21 protein-coding genes and 2 pseudogenes are annotated in these 24962 nt (G+C 62.8%); 10 read left to right on the top strand and 13 right to left on the bottom strand.

All coding sequences use genetic code 11. From position 1 onward, the window contains the following. From PV773_RS24495 to PV773_RS24470, 6 genes and pseudogenes are all read left to right on the top strand, one after another. Window positions 1-529: hypothetical protein (locus tag PV773_RS24495; protein WP_347968877.1), on the top strand; the 529-nt coding region annotated here is incomplete at its 5' end. A gap of 56 nt (window positions 530-585) precedes the next feature. Beyond that, window positions 586-921 (top strand): hypothetical protein, encoded by a 336-nt coding sequence (locus tag PV773_RS24490; RefSeq protein ID WP_347968876.1) that lies wholly within the window; start codon window positions 586-588, stop codon window positions 919-921. 377 nt (window positions 922-1298) lie between these two features. Beyond that, complete coding sequence (locus tag PV773_RS24485; protein ID WP_347968875.1) at window positions 1299-1613, top strand: hypothetical protein; 315 nt, start codon at window positions 1299-1301, stop codon at window positions 1611-1613. Between the two features lie 178 nt (window positions 1614-1791). Then, window positions 1792-1998 (top strand): hypothetical protein, encoded by a 207-nt coding sequence (locus tag PV773_RS24480; protein ID WP_347968874.1) that lies wholly within the window; start codon window positions 1792-1794, stop codon window positions 1996-1998. Between the two features lie 62 nt (window positions 1999-2060). Beyond that, window positions 2061-3554: a pilus assembly protein TadG-related protein gene (locus tag PV773_RS24475; RefSeq protein ID WP_347968873.1), complete on the top strand. Its 1494-nt coding sequence runs from the start codon at window positions 2061-2063 to the stop codon at window positions 3552-3554. Window positions 3555-4028: 474 nt separating this feature from the next. Then, window positions 4029-5023, top strand: a pseudogene (locus tag PV773_RS24470) (transcriptional regulator); the annotation flags it as partial. Between the two features lie 908 nt (window positions 5024-5931). Here the strand turns inward: PV773_RS24470 and PV773_RS24465 are convergent. From PV773_RS24465 to PV773_RS24420, 10 genes are all read right to left on the bottom strand, one after another. After that, window positions 5932-6918, bottom strand: a complete 987-nt coding sequence (locus tag PV773_RS24465) for an oligopeptide/dipeptide ABC transporter ATP-binding protein (protein WP_347968872.1) — start codon at window positions 6916-6918, stop codon at window positions 5932-5934. After that, window positions 6911-7942: an ABC transporter ATP-binding protein gene (locus PV773_RS24460; RefSeq protein ID WP_347968871.1), complete on the bottom strand. Its 1032-nt coding sequence runs from the start codon at window positions 7940-7942 to the stop codon at window positions 6911-6913. Before PV773_RS24460 ends, PV773_RS24465 begins: the two co-directional genes overlap by 8 nt. Then, a complete protein-coding gene (locus PV773_RS24455) occupies window positions 7939-8853 on the bottom strand; it encodes an ABC transporter permease (RefSeq protein ID WP_347968870.1) in 915 nt (304 codons plus the stop codon). Before PV773_RS24455 ends, PV773_RS24460 begins: the two co-directional genes overlap by 4 nt. A gap of 1 nt (window position 8854) precedes the next feature. Continuing rightward, window positions 8855-9796, bottom strand: a complete 942-nt coding sequence (locus PV773_RS24450) for an ABC transporter permease (RefSeq protein ID WP_347968869.1) — start codon at window positions 9794-9796, stop codon at window positions 8855-8857. Window positions 9797-9819: 23 nt separating this feature from the next. Then, window positions 9820-11379, bottom strand: a complete 1560-nt coding sequence (locus PV773_RS24445; RefSeq protein ID WP_347968868.1) for an ABC transporter substrate-binding protein — start codon at window positions 11377-11379, stop codon at window positions 9820-9822. A gap of 179 nt (window positions 11380-11558) precedes the next feature. Then, window positions 11559-11738, bottom strand: coding sequence for a hypothetical protein (locus PV773_RS24440; RefSeq protein WP_347968879.1), 180 nt, complete (start codon window positions 11736-11738; stop codon window positions 11559-11561). A 368-nt stretch (window positions 11739-12106) separates the two neighbouring features. Beyond that, complete coding sequence (locus tag PV773_RS24435) at window positions 12107-13090, bottom strand: extracellular solute-binding protein (protein WP_347968867.1); 984 nt, start codon at window positions 13088-13090, stop codon at window positions 12107-12109. A 69-nt stretch (window positions 13091-13159) separates the two neighbouring features. Next, window positions 13160-14800 (bottom strand): iron ABC transporter permease, encoded by a 1641-nt coding sequence (locus PV773_RS24430; protein ID WP_347968866.1) that lies wholly within the window; start codon window positions 14798-14800, stop codon window positions 13160-13162. After that, the gene (locus PV773_RS24425) at window positions 14797-15858 is read right to left on the bottom strand and encodes an ABC transporter ATP-binding protein (RefSeq protein ID WP_347968865.1); all 1062 of its coding nucleotides are present in this window, start codon (window positions 15856-15858) and stop codon (window positions 14797-14799) included. The genes PV773_RS24430 and PV773_RS24425 overlap by 4 nt, the downstream gene beginning before the upstream one ends. 37 nt (window positions 15859-15895) lie before the next feature. After that, window positions 15896-16726, bottom strand: coding sequence for an inositol monophosphatase family protein (locus tag PV773_RS24420; RefSeq protein WP_347968864.1), 831 nt, complete (start codon window positions 16724-16726; stop codon window positions 15896-15898). Window positions 16727-16923: 197 nt separating this feature from the next. Here PV773_RS24420 and PV773_RS24415 point away from each other — a divergent pair, with 197 nt between their 5' ends. Continuing rightward, entirely contained in the window at window positions 16924-17775 is an 852-nt protein-coding gene (locus PV773_RS24415; protein ID WP_347968863.1) for a DeoR/GlpR family DNA-binding transcription regulator, read from the top strand. A 403-nt stretch (window positions 17776-18178) separates the two neighbouring features. Here PV773_RS24415 and PV773_RS24410 read toward each other — a convergent pair. Beyond that, a pseudogene (locus PV773_RS24410) lies at window positions 18179-18512 on the bottom strand (IS21 family transposase); the annotation flags it as partial. Between the two features lie 1728 nt (window positions 18513-20240). Here PV773_RS24410 and petA point away from each other — a divergent pair. After that, a complete protein-coding gene (petA, locus tag PV773_RS24405) occupies window positions 20241-20798 on the top strand; it encodes a ubiquinol-cytochrome c reductase iron-sulfur subunit (RefSeq protein ID WP_347968878.1) in 558 nt (185 codons plus the stop codon). A 618-nt stretch (window positions 20799-21416) separates the two neighbouring features. Continuing rightward, window positions 21417-22472, top strand: coding sequence for a hypothetical protein (locus PV773_RS24400; RefSeq protein WP_347968862.1), 1056 nt, complete (start codon window positions 21417-21419; stop codon window positions 22470-22472). A 682-nt stretch (window positions 22473-23154) separates the two neighbouring features. Here PV773_RS24400 and PV773_RS24395 read toward each other — a convergent pair. Continuing rightward, the gene (locus PV773_RS24395; protein WP_347968861.1) at window positions 23155-23745 is read right to left on the bottom strand and encodes a redoxin domain-containing protein; all 591 of its coding nucleotides are present in this window, start codon (window positions 23743-23745) and stop codon (window positions 23155-23157) included. Between the two features lie 347 nt (window positions 23746-24092). Between PV773_RS24395 and PV773_RS24390 the strand changes: the two genes are divergently transcribed. Then, window positions 24093-24266 carry a BBE domain-containing protein gene (locus PV773_RS24390; RefSeq protein WP_347968860.1) on the top strand — a complete coding sequence of 58 codons (174 nt, stop codon included), beginning with the start codon at window positions 24093-24095 and terminating at the stop codon, window positions 24264-24266. Between the two features lie 178 nt (window positions 24267-24444). On the opposite strand, the gene PV773_RS24385 is transcribed toward PV773_RS24390, so the two are convergent. Then, the gene (locus PV773_RS24385; protein WP_347968859.1) at window positions 24445-24858 is read right to left on the bottom strand and encodes an ester cyclase; all 414 of its coding nucleotides are present in this window, start codon (window positions 24856-24858) and stop codon (window positions 24445-24447) included. Window positions 24859-24962 lie beyond the last annotated feature (104 nt).

Below are 24962 nucleotides of genomic sequence, written 5' to 3'. Positions count from 1 at the left end.
CCAGCCAAAACCGCAATTACGGCATCGAGACATGGCCAAATCCTCCAGGATTTGGTCCAGTTCCGATAGGCATTACCCAATTTTAACGATTGTGGCTGGATTTACGTTTGGCGGCTGGATGACCGGTGGTTCGGCTAGGCTCATGGCATCTGTGGCAGCGCGCGATGCTCGCGCGGAACTCGCCGCTGCTGAGTGCGTGCAGCGCTTCGTTGCAAGCGAACAGGCAGCCGAGCAGTTGGCTGCACTGAAGGATCTAAGCTCATGGCAACGCAGCGGTTTCATAAAGGATGGCGGCTGGTCGAAGGTCGGGTCTGAACCCGTTCCCGGCGCCGACAATCTGTGCGCCAGCAATCTCGCAGCGATGGACGGTATACCCAGCCTGGAGACGACTGCGACAATGCCGACGGGCAGCTACGCAGTTGCTGGCGCCGGTGCTCGTGAAGCAGCCCTGACTACTCGGCGGGGATGCGTCACCTCGGTATCCGTTTTCACCGCCGCAAACTCATTGCTTCAGATATGTCGATTATAGACTGAAGGCCTGCTAAGCTACACAGAGTGTAACAAGCACAGAAAGTCACGGTTATCATGAAAATTGTGACCAATGGCTACCAGTTTTGGACGAGCGGAAACGAGATTTATTTCACAGGAGTGATGAGACCAGAGAATTTCGCCAGCGATCAGCCGATCATGGCTCTGTTGCGGGATATCCTCAACTCGCGACCACCAGCTGTCACGTTGAACATCAGGGGCCTCAACTTCGTCAACTCGCAAGGAAAAAACCTCTTGGCAAGGCTGGTAATTGAGGTGCGCAAACATCCAGAGGTTCGACTGCACATAAAAGGCGATGCGCGAGTCCCGTGGCAGCCGAAGTCGTTGTCAAACCTGCAGAAGCTACACCCGGGCCTGATGTTGGCGATGTGACCGCGGTCGACGTCGCGCCGCAAATGGCGGGACCGGAGTCGTCATCGATCCAGCGCATTCGCGATCAAACCGCCAGCCAAAAGAAACCCGCTCTGGGGTTTGGGCGCAGAGCGGGTTTCGGTCCCCGGACAATAATCTCCGGCAGGTCATTGGGAGCGCTCACGGTGGAGGGGGCTGGCCGATACACGCTCCACATTAGCGAATATCAAAATAACTGCAGTTGCAAAAGGGCGCACAGGCAGCGGCTGATAGGAAGGGGCCAATAGACAATGCAACGGGACAAATAAATCATCGCACCATCTACGCTCCCGGCGGGAACGATCTACGATTGGCATCGCAGGTGCTACGTGAGAGAACCTCCCCGAAGGGAGGAGGCCATGACCGATATCTGTTCCGAAGACGGCGAGTGCCGCGAGTTCATCGTCATCCCACCAGAGGGTGACCACTTCGACGACCCCATCGAGCTCATGCGGATCCAGGATGCGCTGGATGAGCGATTCCCCACCATGAAGTTCATCGTTTCGATCAGCGGCCCAGTTCGTTACGAGGACTTCGCCGTCGTGCCGGTGCTGGGTGTTGCCGGCGGCGCCGACCCGAAACCGATGCTGCGGCCTCCCGCCATAGACCTCCTCGAAGACATCGCTACCTGTCTGGCACAATTCACCGCAGGGAACCGACCTCTGCTCAACTGAGGTGGCGTTGATGCTGCACGTCGAGGCGAAACATTGATCGCCTCCAGTGGATACCGAATTTGTCGAGCCCAACCATTGGGTGTAAAATTCTGGCATCGCGATGCCTCACAACTTGAGCAGACTCGACGACGGAAGCAGCCATCGTGCATCTGCTCCACATATTTGGTGGGAGGGAGCGATGGCGATAAATGCAATCGATTTTGAAACGATGCGCGGGGCCATGCGAAAGCTGGCGAATGGGCGACAGCTTGAACCCCCTGCACTCAGGATCTTGGCGCAGCAGATCATCGCCGACCTCTGTCCTGGCCAGCCAGCTCCGGAAGAGATGATCGAAGCCCTCATTGCTGCAGCTGAGGAAGCGATCGCATCGCCCGATGCCGCCTGATGGCAGTTTGCAACTTTCTAAATTAGACATACTCTGCTGCTGTTGGGCAGGGGGACGAGGCGATGCATCTGTTTCGCAAGTTCCGTGACGACGAGCGCGGCATCGCAATGCTACTCGTCGCCATAATGCTTCCGGTTATTGTCGGCTTTGCGCTGCTCGTCATCGACATGAGCCGCGTCAACACCTTGCACAACGATCTGCAGAAGGCAGCCGACTCCTTTGCGCTCGCCGCCGCAGCTGAGCTTGACGGCACCACGGGCGCGTGGACGCGGGCCGAGCGCGCCATGGCGACCCTCGTTCAGAACCAGAGCTATTTCTCGACGGCGGGCGTGACCACGCTGACCGCCGGCCAGCCCGGCGGCACGCTCAATTGCAACAGCGCCGGCAGCATCTCGTGGTGTTTCCTCAAGGCCCTGCCGGCCAACGACAGCGACCTGGTGACGTCGACCCAGCACGCTGCCAACGAAGGCGAGACCCGTTTCATTCAGGTCACCGTCACCCCGACCGCCTTCAGCGCCATCTTTCCAGCTTCGTTCCTGTCCGGCGACACCGCCGACAACGGCTTCACCGTCGGCGCCCGTGCCGTCGCCGGCTTCACCTCGGGCGTCTGCGACTTCACCCCGGTGTTCATCTGCAATCCTTATGAGAACGATGCGAACGGCGTCACGCTTGAGCAGGCCGCCGCCAGTACCGCGCTGCGGCGCCGCCTCATCGAGCTGCGCAAGGTCGGCAACGGTGCCGCCGCCGGCCCCGGCAATTTCGGCTTCCTCCAGCCGCCGGATGGTGTCGGCAACGGCGCCCAGGCGCTCGCCCAGACCATCGCCACCTCCAGGCCGATCGGCTGCTATTCCGCCGATGGCGTCGACACCAAGACCGGCCAGAACGCCGGCCCGGTGCAGGACGCGTTCAACGTCAGGTTCGGCATCAAGGCCAACGGCAGCCACTTCAATAGCGCCGAATATGGTCCGGCGGCCAATGTCCGCAAGGGCGCGAAAAAGACCAACGGCAACGCCAACCAGTGCCCCTCCATGAACCAGCTGTCCTTCACCGAACCGGGCATGAAAGGGCTGCCCCGCGACGCGGCCACGCCCTACATGGGTGGCCGGATGGGAGACGGGAACTGGGACCTCAACGGCTATTGGACCACGAATTTCGGCGCGGCGGCCCAGCCCTCCTCCTGGTCGGCGTCCAAACCGACACGCTACGAGGTCTACCGCTACGAGATCGCCCAGGGCCTGGTCGGCACCGCATCGGTCGGCGGCGAGGTCGGAACGCCCCCGAACAGTTGCCAGCCGCCCGTAACGTCCGTCGACCGGCGCCTGATCTACGGCGCCATCCTGAATTGCAATGCCCTGGAACAGGATCCCGACAACGACCTGTCCGGCCACAGCGAGGACCTGCCGGTCGAGGCCTTCGCCAGCTTCTTCATCACCGAACCGGTGCAATCCGCATCCGAGGACGCGTCGGTGATGGTGGAGTTGGTCGACATCACCGGCCGCGGCGGCCAGGGCACGCTCGACAACTTCCTGCGTGATGAAGCCCAGCTCTACCGCTGAAACGAAAAAGCCCGCCCCGGTCTCCCCGGAGCGGGCTTCCACGACGGCGGAACGGCTGGGCTCAGGACTTCGGCAACGGGGCGGTCCAGTCAACACCTAAATGACGTAGCGATTGGTTCGGCAGCACACTGTGTCAGCCGATTGAGGACTGTCCGTTTGACGCAAGTGATCCCGATGAGGGCGCTAGATCGCGTTCCGTCTTCTGAGGTCGCCCCGGGTTCATGCTTGATGCTGGTCCAGAGCGGTAACCCGATGTGCCCATCTCATAGGCGTGCGGGACCGGGGTCGGCGACAGTCCTGACCACGGCATCATCGGGACCGCGTCCCGGTAGGGACCTCGGGGCTGCGATCAGGCAGCCGTCAGTCGAGCGCTCCTGCAAGCATTTGATCTGTCATCCTCAGTTGACACGGTCCTGGCTCGTGCTCGAGGGACTGATACCAACGGTCATGAGGGGTGACCGACATGCGCCCACTCTGTTGAGTGGCAGCATCCAGCGATCGGGCGACGAGCTGAGGGTGAACGTTCAGCTGGTCGATGCTGCCAGCGGTCAGAATGTCTGGGTGGCCCAGAAGTTTGATGGTACTCCGAGAATGCACTTCAGTTCCAGGACCGCATTGCACAGTCGGTCGTGCTGGCGGTCATCCTCGAACTTCAACTGACGAACTGGAAGGTTCGGGACAAGAGCCCACCGGGTCCCCCTGAAGTGCGCAGGCTGGTGAACGAAGCTCTCATGAAGTATTTCGAGATGACCAGATGACCCGGGACTCGCTGTTGGTCGGCTTGGGGCTCGCCGAGAAAGCTCTTTCGCTAAGTCACGATAACGCGCGCGCACAGCGGACGCTCCCGATCGTAATCTCAATGGGGGTGGCGTTTGGAGCACTGCCTCGAGAGCCTGGGCAAATCGAGTATGCGCTTGAGCTTGGAAGCCTCGGTACGGGCGGTGCCGGACGATGAAATTGCCCGGTGCGTTTTGTCGTTCGCGCTCGAGAGCTCTGCCCGTATCGAAGAGGCGATCGCCGAATGCCGGCATGCAATCAGCCTCAACCCAAGCTACCCCAGTGGCCACGGCGATATTGCCATGCTCTTCGCCTTGCGCGGACAGGTCAGTGAAGCGCTACCCAACGAAGCGATAAGGCTCGGAACGCATGACGTTATCGACTTCTGGCGACATTATAGCGTGGTTATGGCCAGGTTCGCCGGCGAAGACGATCAACGGGCCCTCGAAGTCGCTCGCAAAGTCGTCAGGACCAAGCCGGGCTTCGTTCGGGGCGCCCTGTATTGGGCTGCAGCAGCATCGGCAACGGGCAACAAGGCAGAGGCGTCCCGGGCCATCCATCATTGCCTTTCGCAACTCCCGCACCTCAACCTTGGCAACGTCTGTCCCGGCTTTGTGCCGCGCTATGTGAAGGATTTGCACCACTCGAGGTTCCTTGAAATGCTGTCGCAGGCTGGTCTTCCGAGTTCCTAACCAGATGGGGCAGCCCCGTGATGAGTCGCGCATGAACTGGCACTATGCGCCTAAGTAGCCTGTGTCTGCCCGCAAGATTGCGGGTGACATCGTGGCGTTTCGCCAGTCCGTGAAGCGTTTCGCCAGAAAGGTATTCCTGCGCGGCCTGACGCTTAAACTCGATGCTGTGAGTGCGATATCTTGCCATGGTTCTCTTTTCGAAAACGCGACAAGACTGGTCAATTCCTCAAGCCGATCTGTCTACCCTCAGGGGGCGCACTCCAGACCGTGGCTCAGTCACTGTGCTCTTTGCCCCGCACCACTGCTACGATTCTTTATTGACTGGCCCTTGAAAGAAGGGTCCTCATAATCATAATCGGCAGGATCGCGATCAAAACACTCAATGCAGACGTATTCCCACGGCTTCTTCACCAGAATTCTCACCGCTGTGGGCTTACCGCAGCGCTCGCAGGTCGGATCCGACATGAGTTTGGGCCGATGCACTGTCCCCTTCACCGCTATCTTCTCCCCGCTGCGCCCTTCGTCGATTAGTAGCAGCTCAATATGCTCTCACCAATCTAGAAAATAAGTCCAATATGACCTAAAGTCTTCCCGCCTCTTGGAGGGGGTAATGAGTAATACAAGTAGGTCCAAGAGCATCTCCGTGCACTTGGTATTGTCATGAGCAAGCGCCACCAATTGATCCGCCTCAACTATTTTGGAGGCCTCGAAGAGACCGCATTTTATTGCAGCCCGGAGTAGGTAGCGTCGGGGTGCAGGCAAGCGACCTGGCCATGAATGATGCGTCGGCGCTCAGCACGGTAGCCACAGCGATTACGACATCGGGATGGCCGCCTGACGCCACGGCATTGCGCCCCTGGCCGGGCAGGCACTAACCTGACCGACCGACTGATCGTGGCCCGGCCAAATCAGGCTTGCGCAATGCGGGCATGGCGCGCGGCATCGGCCAGAAGGCAGGCCGCGCGGCCGCCATGGGTGACGGCGCGCAGCGCAGGCTCCTCGGTCCGGCAGGCGGGCTCGGCTACCGGGCATCGGGTCGAAAAGCGGCACCCCGGCGGCGGGTTGCGCGGGCTGGGCGGGTCGCCCGCGAGCAGCACGCGAGGGCGCACCGCCTCGATGCGCGGATCGGGCGAAGGCACGGCCGAAAGCAGCGCCTGCGAATAGGGATGGGCGGGATCGGCGAACAGCGGCTTCGTCGCGCCCTCCTCGGCCACGCGGCCCAGATACATCACCGTCACGTCCGAACATACCTCGCGCACGATGGCGAGGTCGTGGGCAACGATCACGATGGTCAGCCCGAGCTGGTCGCGCAGCCGCGCGAAGAGGTTGACGATCTGCGCCCTGACCGACACGTCGAGCGCCGACAGGGGCTCGTCCGCGATCAGAACCTGCGGCCCGAGCGCCAGCGCCCGTGCGATGGCCACGCGCTGCCGCTGTCCGCCCGAGAGCGAGCGCGGCAGGCGGTCGAGCACGCTGGCGGGCAGTGCGACGAGATCGAGAAGCTCGGCGATGCGGGCGCGACGCTGCATAGCGCCACCCGTTCCATGGATCAGCAGCGGCTCTTCCAGCGTTTGGCCCACGGTCTGCCGCCGGCTCATCGAGCCGAGCGGATCCTGGAAGACGAACTGGACGGCGCGGGCAAAGCCTCGCCGGTCGGTTCGCTGCCATTCGGCACGGTCGCGTCCGGCGATGCGCACTTCGCCCGCCGTCGCGGGCTGGAGCCCGATCAGCGCCCGGGCGAGCGTGGTCTTGCCGCAGCCCGATTCCCCGACGATGCCGTGGAACGCGCCCGCGGGGACAGTCAGGTCGACCCCGTCGACGGCGCGCACCAGTCCCGCCGCGGTGCGGAAGTGCACCTTCACGCCGCGGGCTGCGATGGCGGGCGTGTCAGCCATGGGCGATCCCCTCTTCTTCCAGGACCACCGGGCAGGCGACGCGCCGGGCCGCCACGCCGCGCCGGACGGCGGTCAGTTCGGGCCGCCGCGTACGGCAGCCGGGGCGGGCCCGCTCGCAGCGGTCGACAAAGCGGCAGCCCGCCTCGAGCGAGGCCTGGTTGGGCGGCAGGCCCGGTATCTCGCGCGTGCCCACGGCCGTTTCCGAGCGGAAATCGGGCACCGAGGCGAGAAGCCCGCGGGTGTAAGGGTGTATCGGGTCGGTCAGCACGTCGACCGCGACGCCCTCCTCGGCCACCTGCCCGGCGTAGAGCACCATCACCCTGTCGGCCAGGACCGACACCGCGCCGATGTCGTGGGTGATGAGGATGACGGCGATGCCGTCCTCCTTCTGGATCTGGCGGATCAGCGACAGGATCTGCGCCTGCACGGTGGCGTCGAGCGCCGTCGTCGGCTCGTCGGCGATCAGCACGCGCGGCCGCGCGGCGAGTGCCAGCGCGATCATCGCGCGCTGCAGCATGCCGCCCGACAATTCGTGCGGATAGCGGTTGAAGCGATCCTCGGGATCAGGAATGCCGGAGCGCGCCAAAAGCGAGACGGCCTCCTTGCGCGCGGCCTCTGGCGAGAGGCCCTGATAGAGTTCGGCCTGCCGGGCCAGTTGCGGGCCGATCTTCAGCATCGGGTTCAGCGCGCTGATCGGATCCTGGAAGATCACCCCGAAATAGCCGCCGCGCAGCGCCGACAGGTCCTTTGCGGACATCGTCAGCAGGTCGCGGCCGTCGGCGCGCGCCGCACCGCGCAGATCGACCGCGACGCCTTCAGGCAGCAGCCCGAGCGGCCCGAGCGTCATCACCGTCTTGCCCGAGCCGCTTTCGCCGACCACCGCCAGCGTCTCACCGGGGGCGACGTGAAAGCTCGCGCCGTCCACAGCACGCACCGAAAGGGTTGGGGTGTAGAGATCGATGACCAGGGACTCGACCGCATAGACGGGCCGCGCTTCGGCAGGCGACAGGGTGGAATCGCTCATGCCCGCACCTCCGCTGCTTCGGCGGCGCCGCGCGCCGCCTCTTCCGCCGCCCGCGCAGCCCGCTTGCGTCGGAGCAGTCCGCCGCGCACGGCGCGCGGCACCTTTTGCAGCGCAAAGGCTTCGCCGAGCAGGTTGAAGCTGACCACCACCGCGGTAAGCGCCACCCCCGGAATGATGACCAGGCTCGGATATTCCTCGATGTAGCTCATGCCATCGACCAGTATCTGGCCCCACTCCGGCGTCGGGGGAGCCACGCCGAGGCCGAGGAAGGAGAGCGTGGCGATGGCAAGCACCAGCGCGCCGGCATCGGCGCTGGCATAGACGACGACGAGGCCCAGCACATGCGGCAGGATGTGGCGGACAAAGATCCACAGGTGGCTCGCGCCCATCACCCGCGCCGCCTCGATATAGGGCTGCTGCAGTTCGGCCACCACGACGGCGCGGCTCATGCGCGCATAGTTCGCCCACCAGGCAAGCGTCAGCGCGATGACCATCTTCCAGAAGTCCGACAGCCAGGTCCAGGCTTCGCCCGAAAAGACGCCGATCAGCGCCAAGGCGATGATCAGGCTGGGCAGCGCCAAGGCGATATCGATGAGCGAGATCAGCACCAGTTCCGTCCGCCCGCCGACATAGCCCGCGAACGAGCCGATGACGACGCCGATCGCCAGCGCCGCCGCCAGCACCACGGTCATCGCGGTGAGCGAGGTGCGAGCGCCGCCGATGATCCGGCTGAATATGTCACGGCCGAGATAGTCGGTGCCGAGGAAATGCGTCGCCGAGGGCCCCTGGAGGATCGCGCCGTAGTCCTGCGCTGCTGGATCCTGGGTCATGAGCAGCGGCGCGAAAAGGCCGACGAGGACAAAGGCGACGGCCGGGGTCAGGACCGCCCAGGGCCAGGAGCGTATGTTCATCTCAGGCCCTCTTCGGACGGCGCAGCCGCGGATCGGCGAGCATCGCCGCGATGTCGACGATCAGGTTGACGGTGACGAAGAAGACCACGAACAGCAGCAGCACCGCCTGCATGCCGATGAAGTCACGGAACCGGATCGCCTCGATGAAGAAGGCGCCGATGCCGTTCAGCCCGAACACGCGTTCGACCACGATCGCGCCGATCATCATCAGCGTGAACTGGGCGCCGAAGGTGGTCATGAACGGGATCAGGATGTTCGGCAGCGCCTCGCGCACGAGCACCGCGCGGCGGGTCAGTCCCTTGGCGAAGCCGGTCGTGGCGAAGGGCCGCGACATCGCCTCCTGCAGGTTCACCCGCACGACCCGGGCCAGCACCGAGCCCGGGAACAGCGCGATCGTCATCCAGGGCATGAGCCATGAGCTGATGCCGGACACGCCGAAGCTGGGAAGCCAGCCGAGCCCGACGGAAAAGGCGATGACGAGCAGTGCGGCGACGAAGAAATTCGGGGTGGAGGCGCCAAGCAGCGCCAGCCCATGCAGCAGCCGGTCGAGCACGCCGCCATTCGAGACGGCCCCGGCGATGCCAAACGCCAGCGACAGCACCAGCGCCAGAACCCCACCCCCGGCGAGAAGCATCGCCGTAACCGGGATGCGGGTTGCGAACTCCTCGGCCATCGGCTTGCCCGAGCGGAGCGAGACGCCGAAGTCGCCTGTCGCCGCGTCGCCCAGCCAGCGCAGATAGCGCACCGGCAGCGGGTCGTTCAGGCCCAGCTCCTCCTCGATCCGACGTATCATCGCGCCATCCGCGCCGGCGCCGACCGAGCGTTCGGCGATCAGCGCGGCGACGTTTCCGGGAGCGGCCGTGATCAGCACGAAAGTCAGCGCGCTGGCCGCAATCATGAGCAACAGGGCAAGCCCCGTCCGCCGCAGGAACATGCGTTGCATGGGACTTGCCCTCTAGGTTCCGCTCAGGCCAGCGTCAGGCCCTTGAACGGCAGGTCGTAGTCGGTCGCCGGCAGCGCGAAGCCCTTGACGCGCGGCGACACCGCCCAGAGCCGCTGGGTCACCACCAGCGGGCAGGCCGCGGTGTTATCGTAGATCCAGTCATAGACCGACTGCATCGCGGCCTCGCGGGCATCGCCCGCGGTCTCCAGCGCCGCCAGCACCAGCTTGTCCAGATCGTCCGACACATAGATCTTGCCGTCCGGCCCGGTATCGACCGCGGTGACGAAGGAGGCCCCGAGCGATCCGTGCGGATCATAGGGCGCGCCGTAGTTGCCGAAGAAGGTCAGGTCGTATTCGAAGGCCGGGCGGCGCTGGTGCATCACGGCGGTGTCCACCGACGAGATGTTGACCTTGAATCCGACCTCGGTCAGCTGCGCCTGCAGCATCTCGGCGATGCGGCGCGAGCCGGGGAATGCCTCGTCCGACACCAGGAAGTCGATCGCGAGCGGCTTGCCGTCCTTGGAGAACCCGGCGCCTTGGGCGATCCAGCCCCCTGCGGTCAGCGCCGCCTTGGCCGCCGCCAGATCGCGTTTCGGCACGTCGTGGCGCTTGCCCGCCGTCGGCACCGTGGTCGGGAAGATATCCACCGTCGGGTCGGCGTAGCCCTCGAACAGCACCGCGGCAACCGCGGCACGGTCGATGCCGACGAAGATCGCGTCGCGCACCGCCTTGTCCTGCATCATCGGCGATTTCGGCGAATAGCCCAGGATCGTCGTCGCCGTGCCGGGTTCGGCCACCACGGTGACGCCGTCGCTGGCGAGCGCGCGGGCGCGGCGCGGCGACAGCGGCGCGACCCACTCGCCGCCGATGATGTCGAGTTCGCCGGCGCGCAGGCCGTTCGCCCGCGCCAGCTCGTCGGGCACCACCTTCAGTTCCATCCGCGAGAACGCCGGCTTTTCGCCCCAGTAGCCGTCGTTACGCACAAGGGTCGTCCCGGTCGATGAATAGCTTTCGACGATCCACGGCCCGGTGCCGATGGGAGCTGACTGCTTGCCATTGGCATCCACCGCCTTGGGCGACAGGAAACGCACCGGCCGCACGATGGTCAGCTCCAGCAGCGCGGCGGGTACCGGGCGCTTGAGCTTCACGGTGATCTTGTTGGGCGCATCCACCACGATGCTGTCATAGGCGTCGGCGATGCCGATCCAGGAAAAATCGGCGACGCCCAGCCAGCGCTTCAGGTTCCATTCCGCCGCCGCCGCATCGAAGGGCGTGCCGTCGGAAAAGGTGACGCCTTCGCGCAGGTCGAAGCTGATCGAAAGCCCGTCCTCGGCCACCTTCCATGCGGTGGCCAGCCCGGGCTGCAGCGTGCCGCCTGGCCCGTAGTGGATCAGGCCGTCAAAAACCACCGTGTAGGAGGACAGCGTGGACACGTTCTGGAGCAGATCGAGATTCCCCGTCTCGCCGGCGATGCCGATGCGAAGGACATCGTGCCCGTCGGCAAGGGCGAAGCGCGGCAGCATCGCGAAGAAGGGAGCGGCGGTCGCGACCGAAAGAAGGGCGCGGCGAGAGATCTTCGGCATTGATCAAACCTTCTTTTGAATAGCAATTCTTTAAACATTACCGCGTTGGTAACCTTATTAAATACTATACCAACCGGGCCTTTTGTCTATACATTATTTTTGGTCATGCACAGCACCAGGCTTGATGCGATCCTGTGAGGGGTAGCTGGGTGGCGTGGACCGCCCGCCTCCAGGTTGGCTCAAGCCGGCCCACCCCCGGGCGAGTTCCGCGCTATCCAGCCCGCCGCCATCTGCGCATCGACGCCGGCGACGTCCATCAGTTTGTCCGGGTTGAAGATGCGGAGCCGGCGATAGTGGAACTCGGCGATGCGTTCCTTGCGGAGGGCGCTGAGCACACGGTTGACATGCACAAAGGTCAGCCCCGTGGCGTCGCCGATCTGCTCCTGCGTCAGAGGCAGGCACGTTTCCTCGATGCGGTTTTACGGCCACTGCGCGCGAAACCGTATGAAGAGTTCCAGCAAAAGATGCGCCACCCGCTCGCGCGCCGACCGCCGGCCGATGCTCGTCAGGTGGCTGAAGGCCTGGCAGCAATCGCGGGCGAACAGCCGCGCCAGGCGCAGGCCAATTCCCGTATCGTCGCAGTTGAACGACGCGAGCGTGGAACACGGGATCACCGTAACGACCACGTCCGTCAGGGCCTCGACCGATAGAGGTCTTGCGTTGCGACTGCAGCCGCGACGCGCGGGAAGAACGCGCCGCGGCTTGTAGGAGTGAGTGGTCCGCCGACCTATTCGGTGTCGCCAGCCTTGGGCAGGGCCGCCCATTCGGCGAGGAAGGCCTCGCGCGCCTTGGCGGCGGCGGCTTCGTCGAACGGAGCAACCTTGACCTCGGCCAGTTCCGGCAGGCCGACATAGTCGGCGATCTTGATGTCGCTGCGGCTGGGGCGGCGGAAGGCAACTTTCAGCAACTCGATCTGCGCTTCCTTGGAGAGCAGCGCGTCGATGGTCTTCCTGGCGGCGTCGCCCGCCGGCGCATTCTTGACCAGGCCGGCATAGTCGGCGGTCATGAAGGTGCCTTCCGACGGATAGACCAGCTTCAGCTCCTTCTGGCCGCCGTCGACATAGGCGTAGCTGTTTGTCTCGAACGTCAGGCCAACCGAATATTCGCCCATCGAGACACCCTTCGGCACCGACGAGGACGAACCGGCGACGACCATGTTCGCCACGAGCGCCTCATAGGTCTTCTTGTCCAGCAGCTGGGCGAGGCCCCAGGCGATGGTGTAGCCGGTCGAGCTGTTAGCCGGATCGGCGACGATCACCTTGCCCTTCCACGCCGGATCGGCAAGGTCGGCCCAGCTGTCGGGGGCTTCGACGCCGTCCAAAAGGTCGGTGTTCACCAGCATCGTCACCAGATGCACGTTCGACGGCTGGAACAGGTTGTTCGGATAGCGCAGGGATGCCGGCACGGCCGACAGTTCCGGCGAGTTGTAGGGCTCGAAGAATTTCTCATAGGCGCCGAGCGTGTTGGCCGAGGACGACCAGAATACGTCGCCCTGTGGGGCGGCGGCCTCGGCCTCGATGCGGCGCAGCAGCACGCCGCTGCCGCCCGTGATGACGCCGAGGCTGGCGCCGACCTTTTCCTTGGCGACAGCCTGCACGGCCTCGACCGCCGGCACCGGGTTTGAGGTGTAGAGCACTGGCTCCTTTGCCAGTGCAGGCACGATGCTCAGGCCGAGGGCCAAAGCGGCTGCGCCGATGGAATGGAATTTCATGTTGCTTCTCCTCTCTCTTGATTGAATTTCAGGCCGGGCGCCTATTTGCGCCCGGCTTTTGCGGGGCCGTCATTTCGACGAGAACACGTCGATGCCGAACAGGCGGTTGGCAAGCACGACCGGGATCAGGATCACCGCCACCAGCACCAGCCCATAGGCCGAGGCGTAGGCCATGAGACCGGAATCGATCAGCCGGAAGATCTGGATCGGCAGCGTCTCACGCCCGCCCGAATAGACGAGAATCGACGCCGACAGTTCGGAGACGGTCGTGGTCCAGGTCAGGATCGCGGCCGAGGCGACGGCAGGCAGCATCACCGGCAGCACCACCCGCAGGAAGCTGCGCACCGGCGCCACGCCGAGGCTGATCGATGCCTCCTCGATCGAGTTCGGGATGTTGTGCAGCACGGCCTGGCCGTTGCGCATGCCGAACGGCATGCGGCGGATGACATAGGCCAGCACGATGATGATCGGGGTGCCGGTCAGCGGCAGCCAGCCGCCGTTGAACGCCGCCAGGAGCCCGACGCCGAGCACCGTGCCCGACAGTGCCAGCGGGATGGCAGAGATGTAGTCGACCGCGGGCGTCACAAGGTTCGGCTTCTTCACCACCAGATAGCTGACGATGGCGCTGAAGGCGATCGAGATGAAGGTGGCGATGCCGGCGTAGGTGAGCGAGTTGACCAGCGGTTCCGGCGCGGTGACGAAGACGCGGGCGAGGTTGTCCAACGTCCACTCGCCCCACTGCATGACCGGGCCGCGCGCCGTGGTGAAGGCGCCGAGCGTGATGGTCAGCAGCGGCAGCAGCGAGATCGCGACCACCAGCCCGGCCGACCCTGCCACCAACGCGCCGCGCAAGCCCTTCAGCGGCACCGGCCTTGCGCCACGGCCCTGCACGATCTCATAGCGGCCGCGCGACACGATCCAGCGGTTCACGAACAGCACCGCCATGACGATCAGCACCGACACGCTCGCCAGCGTGCTTTGCATGGTGATGCTCGACGTGCCTTCGGCGACCGCCGCCTGATAGGTCACGACGGAAAGCAGCGGCAGCCGGTGACTGAGGATCATCGAGATGGCGAAATTGCCTACGGTCATGGTGAAGACCAGCAGCGCCGAGGCGAGGATCGCGGGCAGGATGACGGGCAGCATCACCTTGATCCGCGCCAGCGCCGGCGGGGTGCCGAGGCTTTGCGCGGCTTCCTCCAGTTGCACGTCGAACTTGCCGATGGCCGCGACGGTGCCGATGTAGACATAGGTGTAGTAGATGAAGCTCATCGAGGTGATGAGGCCGAACCAGCCGTAGAAGGAGGGCAGGCGGATGCCGATCTCGCGCATGGCCTTGGTGATCAGGCCGTTGTTGCCGAGCATCATCAGCCACGTTTGGGCGGCGATCACCTCGGGGATGACCAGCGTGATCAATGGCAGCAGGGCGATCAGCGCCTTGCCGCGGAAGCTGTAGCGTGCCGTCACATAGGCCAAGGGCACGCCGATGATCGTGCAGATCACGGTCACCGCCGAGGCTAGGATCAGCGTGTTCAGGATGGCCTCGATGTATTTCGGGGTCGAGACCAGCCGCGACCAGCCCGACGGGCCTTCGCCGAACAGGCTGGCGCTGAGAATGTTGACCAGCGGATAGAGCACGAACAGCGCGAGCAGGCCCAGCGCCGCCAGCGTCATCCAGAACCAGGGGGAGCGGAAGGAGGCGGCGTTCACGCTGCGATCACCCGGGCGAGAGCGGGATCGATGCCGAGATTGACGCGGTCGCCGGGCGCGAAGCCGTCATGGCCAGGACCATGCAGTTCGGCCACGACCTGCAGTGCGTCGCCAAGCTCCAGTCGGTAGCTGGTCTTCGAACCAAGATACTGACGGCCCTTCACCATCGCCGGCAGCGATTGCATAGGATCGTGCGGCGTAGCCGAGATCTTCAAATCCTCCGGGCGCAGGATCAGCAGGCCTTCGCTGGCCGGGCCGGGGAGGGCGTCAGTGGCCTTGATACGGACCGAACCCAGAGTGGCCTCGGCCAGCCGCCCATCGGAGGCATGCAGTTGGACTGGCAGCCGGTTGGCGGCACCGACGAAATCGGCGACATAGCCCGTTCTCGGTGTGCCGTAGATGTCCTGCGGGGTGCCGAGCTGTTCGACCGCGCCGCGGTTCATCACGCCGATCAGGTCCGACATCGACAGCGCCTCTTCCTGATCATGGGTCACGAAGACGGTGGTGATGTTCGCCTCGCGCTGCAATTCGGTGATCGTCTCACGGATCTGGATGCGCAGCTTGGCGTCGAGGTTGGACAGCGGTTCGTCCATCAACAGCACCTGCGGCTTGATGACCAGCGCACGCGCCAGCGCAACGCGCTGACGCTGACCGCCCGACAGAGCTGCCGGATGGCGCGCGCCCAGATGGCCGAGGCCGACGCGCTCCAGTGCCTCGGCGACCTTGCGGGTCACACCCTCGCCCTTCTCACCGCGGGCATGCAGGCCGTAGGCGACGTTCTGGGCGACCGTCTTGTCGGGGAAAAGCGCGTAGTCCTGAAACACCATGCCGATATTGCGCTTGTGCGGCGGCAGCTGCGTGACGTTGCGGCCGCTGAAGCTGATCGAGCCGGCGCTGGCCGACACGAAACCCGCAATGGTCCGCAGCAGCGTGGTCTTGCCGCAGCCCGACGGGCCCAGCAGCGTGAAAAAGCACCCTTCCGGGATCGCCAGCGACAGGCCGGAGATGACCTTCTCCTGGCCATAGGTGACATCGAGATTGGATATGTCGATGCTCATGCGTCTCCCCTATCCTAAGATCGGTCCGATGTGCGTGTCAGGCGTTCGTGGCCACGGCGTCAGCTTCTGGTCCCGCGAGGCCGAGCCCCGCAATCAGCTCCAGCGCCTGGCCGTGTACGTTGGCGTCGCCAGCAGCGAGGATGTGGCCGCTGCTATGGATGGTCAGCGGTTCGCCACGCCAATCGGTGATGACGCCGCCTGCACCTTCGACGATGGGCAGGAAGGGTGCGAAGTCGAATACCTTCTGACCGGCGTCCAGGGCCAGATCGGTTCGTCCCTCGGCCAGGCGACCGTAATTGAGCGCCGCTCCGCCATAGACCCGGGTGGCCGTCGCGCCGCGCAGCGCATCGAGAGCGGGACGATCGGGAACCGGGATATAGTCCTGATTGCTGTTGGTCATCATCGCCAGTGAGAGATCTGCGCAGGACCGCACGCGCACGGGGCGGCCGTTGCAGGTCGTTTGCCGGCCGGGCGCGCCCAGCCAGCGGGCGTCAACAGCCGGGATGTCGATGACGCCGAGTTGCGGCACGCCGTCGATGGCGAGCGCGATCAGTGTGCCATAGACGGGCAGGCCGACGATGAAGGGCGCGGTCCCGTCGATGGGATCGAGGATCCACACCGCCTCGGCGCCCGCCGCCTCCGTTCCTTCCTCCTCACCGATGATCCCATGCGAGGGAAAGCGGTTGGCGATCATCGCCCGCAGTTCGGTCTCGATCATCAGGTCCATCTGAGTGACCAGGCTGCGGTCTGGCTTGACCGAGACACCAAGCGCTTCCCCCGCATGTTGGGCAAGCAGGCGTCGCGCTGCATCGGCAAGCTGGTTGGCGAACGCGATGTGCTGTTCCTCGATTGCCGATGCACGGCTCATGCGGTCTCTCCAGTCTCGCGGCAGCACATAACCGTCTCCGGCGCAAGGCGCCGAAGCCAAGCCCCTTCCGAGGGCTACCGTCAGAATTCAAATGTCTGCCCGCTCCTCTTGCAGGGCCGGATCGTCATTAGCCGACTTTAATCTATGTGGCAAGATGTGTTATGTGTGTGGTTATGAGGCATACTTAGGCGAAGGGATTGCTGAATGAGGAAAGATGGGGCAATTATGCCCGGGCAAAAGCTCTGAAGCGCTGTGAGTACGAGATGTGGCAGGAAGAACGGCACCAGAAGATTCGCTCCCAACTGACCATTTTCGGTCAGGTGTCCATCGACCGCATCGTCGAGGATTTTGGCGTCTCGCGTGAAACCGTCCGCCGCGACCTGATGGAGATGGAACTAGCCGGCGAGTTGCGTCGGGTGCGCGGCGGCGCAGTGCCGGTGGCGCGCGAGGATACCAATTTCGGTATCCGGGTGACGCAGCGCCTCCAGGAAAAGCGGGCCATCGCTGCGACTGCGCTGGGGCTGCTGCAAAGCGGGCTGACCATCTTCATGGATGCCGGCTCGACCAGTGCGACGATGGCCGAGGCGCTGGCTGGGCCGAATGGCCTGACCGACCTCACCATCATCACCAACTCGGTGGATGTGGCGCAGCAGCTGGCCGAGCGGCCGGGCGAGCCGACCCGACGCTTTCGGGTCGTGATGCTGGCCGGCGATTTCAAACAGGACCCGATGGAGACGCATGGTGCGGCGACCATCAACGACATCCACCGCTATCGTGCCGACCTGGCGCTGCTGGCGCCTTGGGGGGTGGATGCGAGGATGGGGGCGATGAACTACTTTCTGCACGGCGCCGAGATCGCGCGGGCAATGGTTCAAAACGCGGAACGGACGATCATCCTGGCCGATCACTCGAAGGTGGGTGCGCCGGCAAGATCGGTGTTCTGTCCGACGGACGAAATGGACCATTTGATCGTCGACGCCAAGGCGCGGATGCGCCCAGGTTTCGACGAATTGGCCAAAGTCGTTCCCGGGCTGATCGTCGCTGGGTGACTTCTGCGCCAGGCTCCAAATTGAGCGATCGCTCTGCCTGGAACGGGCGGGTTCCGCCTGGCAGGAGATTGGATCCGGGATTCCAGCCCAATCTCGATGCGGCCGTCATTCGATCCTTAAGTGTAGGCGCACGAGCACCACGATGCGGAACTGGGCTTTCGCGGGCCGGCGTCGCCCGCGGTGATCAGTGACACGAGTGACAGTAAATCCTCGGCACGCTCCTTCCTCACCGCCCGGTTTACCTGCAGCCAGAGCAGCTTCAAGACCGACACGCGATGCAGGACGAGGCGATAGGGTGGAACTACAAAAAGGTGGCACGGCGCGCCTCCAACGACAAGGACAACACCTATTTCGATTATCTGATCGACTGCGGCGGCGGATCGCGCCATCGATATCATAGTCCGGCTCGAGGGAAGCACAGCGAGCTAGACTGCGGCAGGTCCATGCAGAAGCTTGCAGTGGACTCCCCCGATCACACCAACCGCCTCGCCAAAAACCACCTGCGCATGGCCAGGCGGATGCGACAGCGGCACGAACGTCTCGCGGCCTCGTGCCCGCGCGATCCGGACATAGTCCTTCACCACCGTGTAGCCGGCGCCATAGCCGTGCTCGTCGCGCAGCCGCTCGAATATCCGCTTCGCCGTATACCGCTGCTTTACCGGACCAGCACGATCCGCCTCACGACGGCTGTTGCCCTCGACAAAGACGAAATGCCGGACGGCGGCGTAGACTTCCATGGCAAACGTTCCCGGCCGCCCCCCCCCAAAGGGACCAGCCTAGCCACTGGACGGTTTTTACTCCGCCCGCACCGACATCACGCCGGCGCTCCATGGCTTCGTTTGTCACCGCCGCGCACACACTGGCTAGCCGTCACCCTTGGCCGGCTCCGTCACGAAGAAACTGTCGAATGCCTCGACAGTCGCGGTACACTTGCGATCATCTCGCCGAACGCGCCTTCTGTCGGCGTCAAGCCAGTTAGCGCAGGACGATCTGATCTTCGGGCCACTTTAGCGGCGGGAGACCGAGGGCGTGAAATGCGAAGAGGATTGCAACAAACAACGCTATCACGATGGCCCATCCGATCAGGAGATCGGCCCCGATGTAGGCCTGCTTGATAGACCTGTTCCGCCTTCTGGCTCTTCTTGCGGCACTCACGTTCGGCAACTCACAAAGCAGTCATCCGTTAAAACCATAGCATACAATGGAAGTATGGTCCTATCGCCGAGCCGCGTCCCATTGAGCCCTCGCTTGGCTGGCTATCCGAAAAGGAAAACCCGCCCCTGTCCGCGGGGGCGGGTTTCCGATTGCAGCGGCCGACGCTTAGCTCTTGGACAGAAAACAGAAGGCTCCGCGCCGGCTCAGCATGTGGTCTGCGGCGGACCACTTAGGCACCTTGCCACACTGAAACGGCAGTGTCTTGTCGATCAAAAGAAGTAGCGGTCAGTGGCCGGCCCCCGCCTTTGGGGGCTGGGCGGCGGAGTTCGGCTCAACGGGCTATCGCCAGCTCAAGGCTCAAGGTCGGCATCCAGAGCTTGGTGCGACATTACGCTGATGCTGCGTCAAGCGGCCGGTACGTATTGGCGGCCCGCTGTCCGAGCGCGCCTTTGATGTAGGCATCTTGAGAACACAGCATCAACATTGTAGATTTACAAGGCGATGTGGTGGTCAGTAAGACAGATTGCCGCTCTAATGCTTGTGGTCCTGGTCACCGCGGGGATTGGCGCGTCGGTGGTTCAGACCGGTGACATGGCGGTCAAGATGACGCTGGCATCGGACGTGGCCCTGCATGATGGCGACTGCGCCGAATGCTCCGTCCAAGTCACGGCCAGCGGTAAGACGACGATCTGTCCTCGAACCGCCTGTGCGCCAGCCCCTGCCATCATCCCGCAAGGCACAGTGGCCATTGCGATTTTTTCAGCTCAAGGGCTTACGCCTGTTCCGTCTACGTATTTGCACGGACATTTTGCCGTCCCGGACCACCATCCCCCCAGATCCAAAACAATGCTTGACACTGTGTAATCGGCCGAGCGCCGATTCCGGTGTTTGAGTGCACCTGCCTGCTCGGGGCAAGTGTCCTGGCTATGGGGCTGCCGTGTTTCGGACACCGGCAATCATCGGCGAAGGGACGCGGAAAGCGACCCTCAGACCGAGCTGCCAGGCTCAGGCTCAAAGGTTATCGCGGCAGGAACAGGCGTCCGTTGCATGTTGAAAAGGCTTTCGGCCAAGTCAATTCGAGACCGTCACCTTGGAGGTTCGTCAGTGTGCTCACAAAGGCAACCAGCCGCGCCGATGATGGCGATAGTTCGTGAGAGCCGTTTTGGGTGGTGCGACGAAGGATATGACACGGGAGCAGTGTCGAAGGGCAACGCCCATCAACAGGCCGTCGCTCGGCGCGGAAGGATTGTCGCCTCCTGACGCGAAAAGGGGTGAGGGTATCCGGGGGGCAGAGAAGGAATGAAGCGATGATGCAGGACAGCCGAACTGATCCGCCTGATGTGGAGGAGCCGACAGAAACCCGTCGCGATTTCCTCTATGTGGCTACCGGAATGGCCGCGGTCGTTGGCACCGCCGCGACGCTATGGCCATTGATCGACAACATGCGGCCATCTGCCGATATCACTGCGCTGGCAACCATTGAACTCGACCTTTCGCGGATCGAACCGGGCCAGCGGGTGACGGCCAAATGGCGCAGCCGGCCTCTGTTCATCGTGCGGCGGACCCCGGAAATGATCGCCGCTGCCGCTGCCGATGACACGAACCCGGGTCTCATCGATCCGCAGGCCGACGCAGACCGGGTGCAGAGGCCCGAGTGGTTGATCATGGTCGGCGTGTGCACGCATCTCGGCTGCATTCCCCTCGGCCAGCGGCAAGACGATCCCAAGGGGCCTTTCAATGGCTGGTTCTGCCCTTGTCATGGATCGGTCTACGACATCTCCGGGCGGGTCAGGAAAGGTCCCGCACCGCGCAATCTCGATGTACCGACTTACGAATTCCTGGACGACATCAGGATTCGTGTCGGATGACGGACGACTTGACCATCCACAACGCGCCGGCCAAGCAATGAAGGGAGGAGAAATTTGCAACATCTAAGTGGCCTTGTTCGGCGAGCTTTGTATCATCTGGGCGACTCACCCTTCATTGGGCTGGATATTTGTCGGAAAGCCTGGACCGTTCAATCATTCAAAGCAGAGGCCACCTTGCGGGTCCCTACGCCGGTAGGTACTGGCGCCGATCTTTCTTATTCCGCGTTGATCGAAGTAGCGCGGCCTCATGAAAAGTTGCCGCTTCCAGTCATCCCGATCGGCCGGATCGATCCGCTGTTGCCGGCAACTCATCGACGATCCCAGAGGCGACCGACCCTGCACCGTCAACCGTTTCCTCTGCCTCACGACCGCACCGGCTTTGATCCGGGCGCGGCGCCATCCAGTACAACCCGCTGGCGAGTTGGACTAGGTCACGCGCCAGCCCGATGGTTCGCACGTGCGACAAACGCTCCGCATATAAGACATGCAGTCACAACGCATGAATGGATGGAGAAACCCACGATGCGCCCCTCGTTCTCGCTTCGACTTTCGTGGGTACACAAACAGCTGTGCAGGTTTGCTCGGCTGAAAGTAAGCTGAAAGTAAGAGGAGAATCGGATGATGCATATACATGCGGCACTCCTGCGTCACGACTACAGTGACCCGGCCGCGGCATTCGAGGGTGCTAAGAAAACCGAGTCGGCGACCAGCCATTTCGAGCCGCCGACTTATACGCGGCGTCGCTTCACTGGAATGCTCGCGACCGCCGCTATGCTGTCTTGGACCAATCGTGTTGCCGCCGGCAGTTTGACCGATCAAGCAGAGGTTCCCGGATCTCCGGCGACCAGCGAATATCCACTCTTCGAGGAGGCTAGCGCCAAGGTCCTGCCTCCGAACGGATATTTGAGTTCGATCGCATTGAAAGACAGCATCGTCCGATTGGTTCGGCAGGGGGTCCTTGATCAAGGAAAGTTTCTGGGTCTGCGACAGCGAGCCGGGAAGGGCCCCGATAAACTCGCGGATGCGCTCAGCGAGCCGTTGAACGAGCCGATCCATCTAACTGGAGAAAATGCTAACGACTACGTCAACCTCCTCTGGCCGATCGGCCTCGCCAATCATATGGAGGGAAATGTGACCAGCCCGCTGTTCACTGTGCGGCTGCCAAGTTTCTCGTCCACTGCAGGATGGACGTTGGGCGATCACAACGAGGGCAGCGTCTACTTCAACAAGTTCTCGATCGTTGAGATGACCCAAGCTGAAGAAGCGCTGGCAATCCGGCTCGCCAAGTCGACATTCCGTCCCTGCTGCAACAACTCGACATTCTTTCAGGACTGCAATCACGGCTCGGCGCTGCTCGGGGTCCTTCAACTTGGCGCTTCCCAGGGTCTGAGCGAAGCGGACCTCTATCGAGAAGCGCTCGCTTTCAATTCGTTCTGGTTCCCGGACTACTACGTCCGTACAGCGCTGTATGTTAAAATCGTACGCAGGCAGGAGTGGGAAGAAGTCGACCCGAAAGAGATCATGAGCGAGAAATTCTCGGCCCAGGGGCCGTGGCAGCAGAATGTCCAAACCGCCCTCGAAACTATGCCGGACTTGATTCCGAAACCGCGAAAGGGCGCAAATTGTGGGGTCAGCGCTCGTGGGGCAGTGCTCTACCGTCGTACGGTACGGTGAGGAGACGCCAAGCTGAAAGTGAATGCCGCTCGGCTTAAGCTCGACCGCTGCAGCGGGCAGCGATTTCAATCGCCTGGAGTTGACGCAGCGTCGATATGGCTTTCTCGTAGCGCGCCAATTCCAGCACCGCCAGCCCGCTTCCTTCACCAGCTTCACCGCCTCGAGCTTGAACTCGCGGCTGAACTTCTTGCTCCGCATTCCGACTCCCACGTTCAAATGTCCGGTAGCGGCAAGAGTAGAAACGACGCAACATCATGCCACCTAAAGAAAATACAGGGCGAGCCCGAATATCGTCGCTGCGGCTGCACCCAGCAGAAACTGGCTGGAGGCGCGACGCAGGACATGCACGCGAGCGCGGCGACGTCCCCTTCCACGACTGCCCTGCACGATGACCTCCTGATTTCTTAACAGTTTCTTTTTTCCGGACACTTTGTTCGCCCCTAGTGACGATTCTGAAGCATTCGCTCCGACCTTCGCGGGCAGAGAAAGTTTGACTGTCGCACTGCCTCATCGAAGTCGGCATGCCCGATGCGGCATTTGTCCGTAGACGAAGGGGACGCTTGCTGCCAACGTGAGCAGGCTAGGTCGGCCCGAGGTTGTAGCGTACGGCGTGAAGATCGCCGCGGCCAAGCGAGGCCTGCGCGGCGAGGGCGATCCTGTTTTGGCCATGTCTCTTCCGCTCTCAGTTGGTGATGATGTGTCTTCGGATAAACGCCACCATTTCGGGAGTATCCCATTCGGCTGGGCCTATGAGCCGGCCGATTTCTCTGCCTTCACGATCGATCAATAGCGTCGTCGGAAGGCCGACAACGCCGAGCGCGAACATGACCTCGCTGGAGGCGTCGATATAGAGGGCGAGATGTGCGATGCCGATCTCGATATAGAATTTCTTCACTGCGTCTGGACCGGCGCGATCGATCGAAAGCGCAACGATCTCGAAATCAGCGCCGCCAAGCTCCGTCTGCAGACGGTCGAGGGTCGGCATCTCTTTGCGGCAGGAGATGCACCACGTCGCCCAGATGTTGAGCAGCACGATCTTGTCGGAAAAATCGGCGAGTGTTTTGGACCGGCCATCGCCGTCCTCAAAGCGGATATCCGGAAGCGATTTCGGTGTCTCATGAATAGCGAAATTCCGTGGCGCCTCGGTTGCAGACGCAACTTGGTTCAAAACGAACAACGCGCCGAACAGAGCGGAGATGAGCAACGTCATCGCCTCGGTCGTTAGACGTTTGACCAGCGGAAGGATCGTCTTCGCGAGAACCTCTTCGCTCATAGCGCGTAACAATGTCTCAGTCGGCGCTCAGCGGAAACGACTCGGGTACTCGGTTGACGCACCAGTAGATGCCTCGAACGGGTAGAAACGTTCCTTGTCGACATGATGGAGCGCCAGGGCGGCTCGTCCCATCTCGAGCGTTAACGGGTATGGCCGATTATCTCAGCCTCATTGAAACTGTATCGCGCACCTTTCCCAGGTTCAAGGACGACGGCTATGTTCAGCTCGCAAGCTATTCGAGGTGGGACGCGGAATTTCTGCTCTCATGATGAGCGCATTCAGATTTTGTTTGATGGGCAAGGCCGTCGGCGCGTAGATCTGCGATATCCCCCAGCCAGCAAGATCTCTTGAGGCGCGTATGGTCGGCGGGCAACGTCTATCTTAACTTCATCGGCGACGAAGGCGCCGACCGCGTCGTCGCCGGCTTCGGGACGGAAAACTACGGACGGCTGGCACGGGTGAAGCGTGAATATGATCCGCGCAACGTGTTCCACCTCAACCACAATATCCAGCCGGCATGACCAGCCGGGGACGTCTAGTTCAGCCGCACGTCCACTATGCCGTCCATCGCCTTGATGCTCCCGGCGAGCTCTGCGCTAAGGCGGAGCGCCTGCCTTGCGTGTGAATTACGCCGGGATCATCCCATGCGCGCGTCGCGGAAATAGGGTATTCGGGGGGCGGAAGCAAGGCAGGCGGCGATCAAACCCGCCCTAGCTGCCTGGCGATGCCGAAATCGTCAAATGTGCCCCAGAATTCGACCATCTTGCCGTCTTTGAAACGTACGAGGCCGGTCTCCTGAGACCTGATCTCTTTGCCCGTAGCGGGGACGCCCAGATACTCGCCCTTATGCGTCCCTTTGACGATCTTGTGGTGGTAAACCCAATCGCCCTTGGAATCCATGTACTCGATTTTCCAAGTGGCGTCCGGGAATGCCGCATAGAACATGCGGAACCACTCCTTGAACCCTTCAACAGTTCCCTGAATACCCATCGAGGCAAGGGAATGATCTACGAATTGCGGGGCAAAGTACTGCTCAGCCAGATCGATGCTCCGCTTGTTGAGGACGTCAGCGACAAACCGACCATATGTGCGTAGATTTTCTTCCGGCGACATTGCTTCCTCCCACTAACCGCCCGAGCGTAAGAGGCTGTTTGGAAAATCGGATTTGAGGGGTTCCCACCGGGCGTGAAGCGTGATTCAGGGCGCGGATGTGGACC

The organism is Mesorhizobium sp. CC13, assembly GCF_039907765.1.
Taxonomy (GTDB): Bacteria; Pseudomonadota; Alphaproteobacteria; order Rhizobiales; family Rhizobiaceae; genus Aminobacter.
The sequence above is the reverse complement of the archived record's forward strand: the minus strand, read 5'-3'. Positions and strand labels throughout refer to the sequence as shown.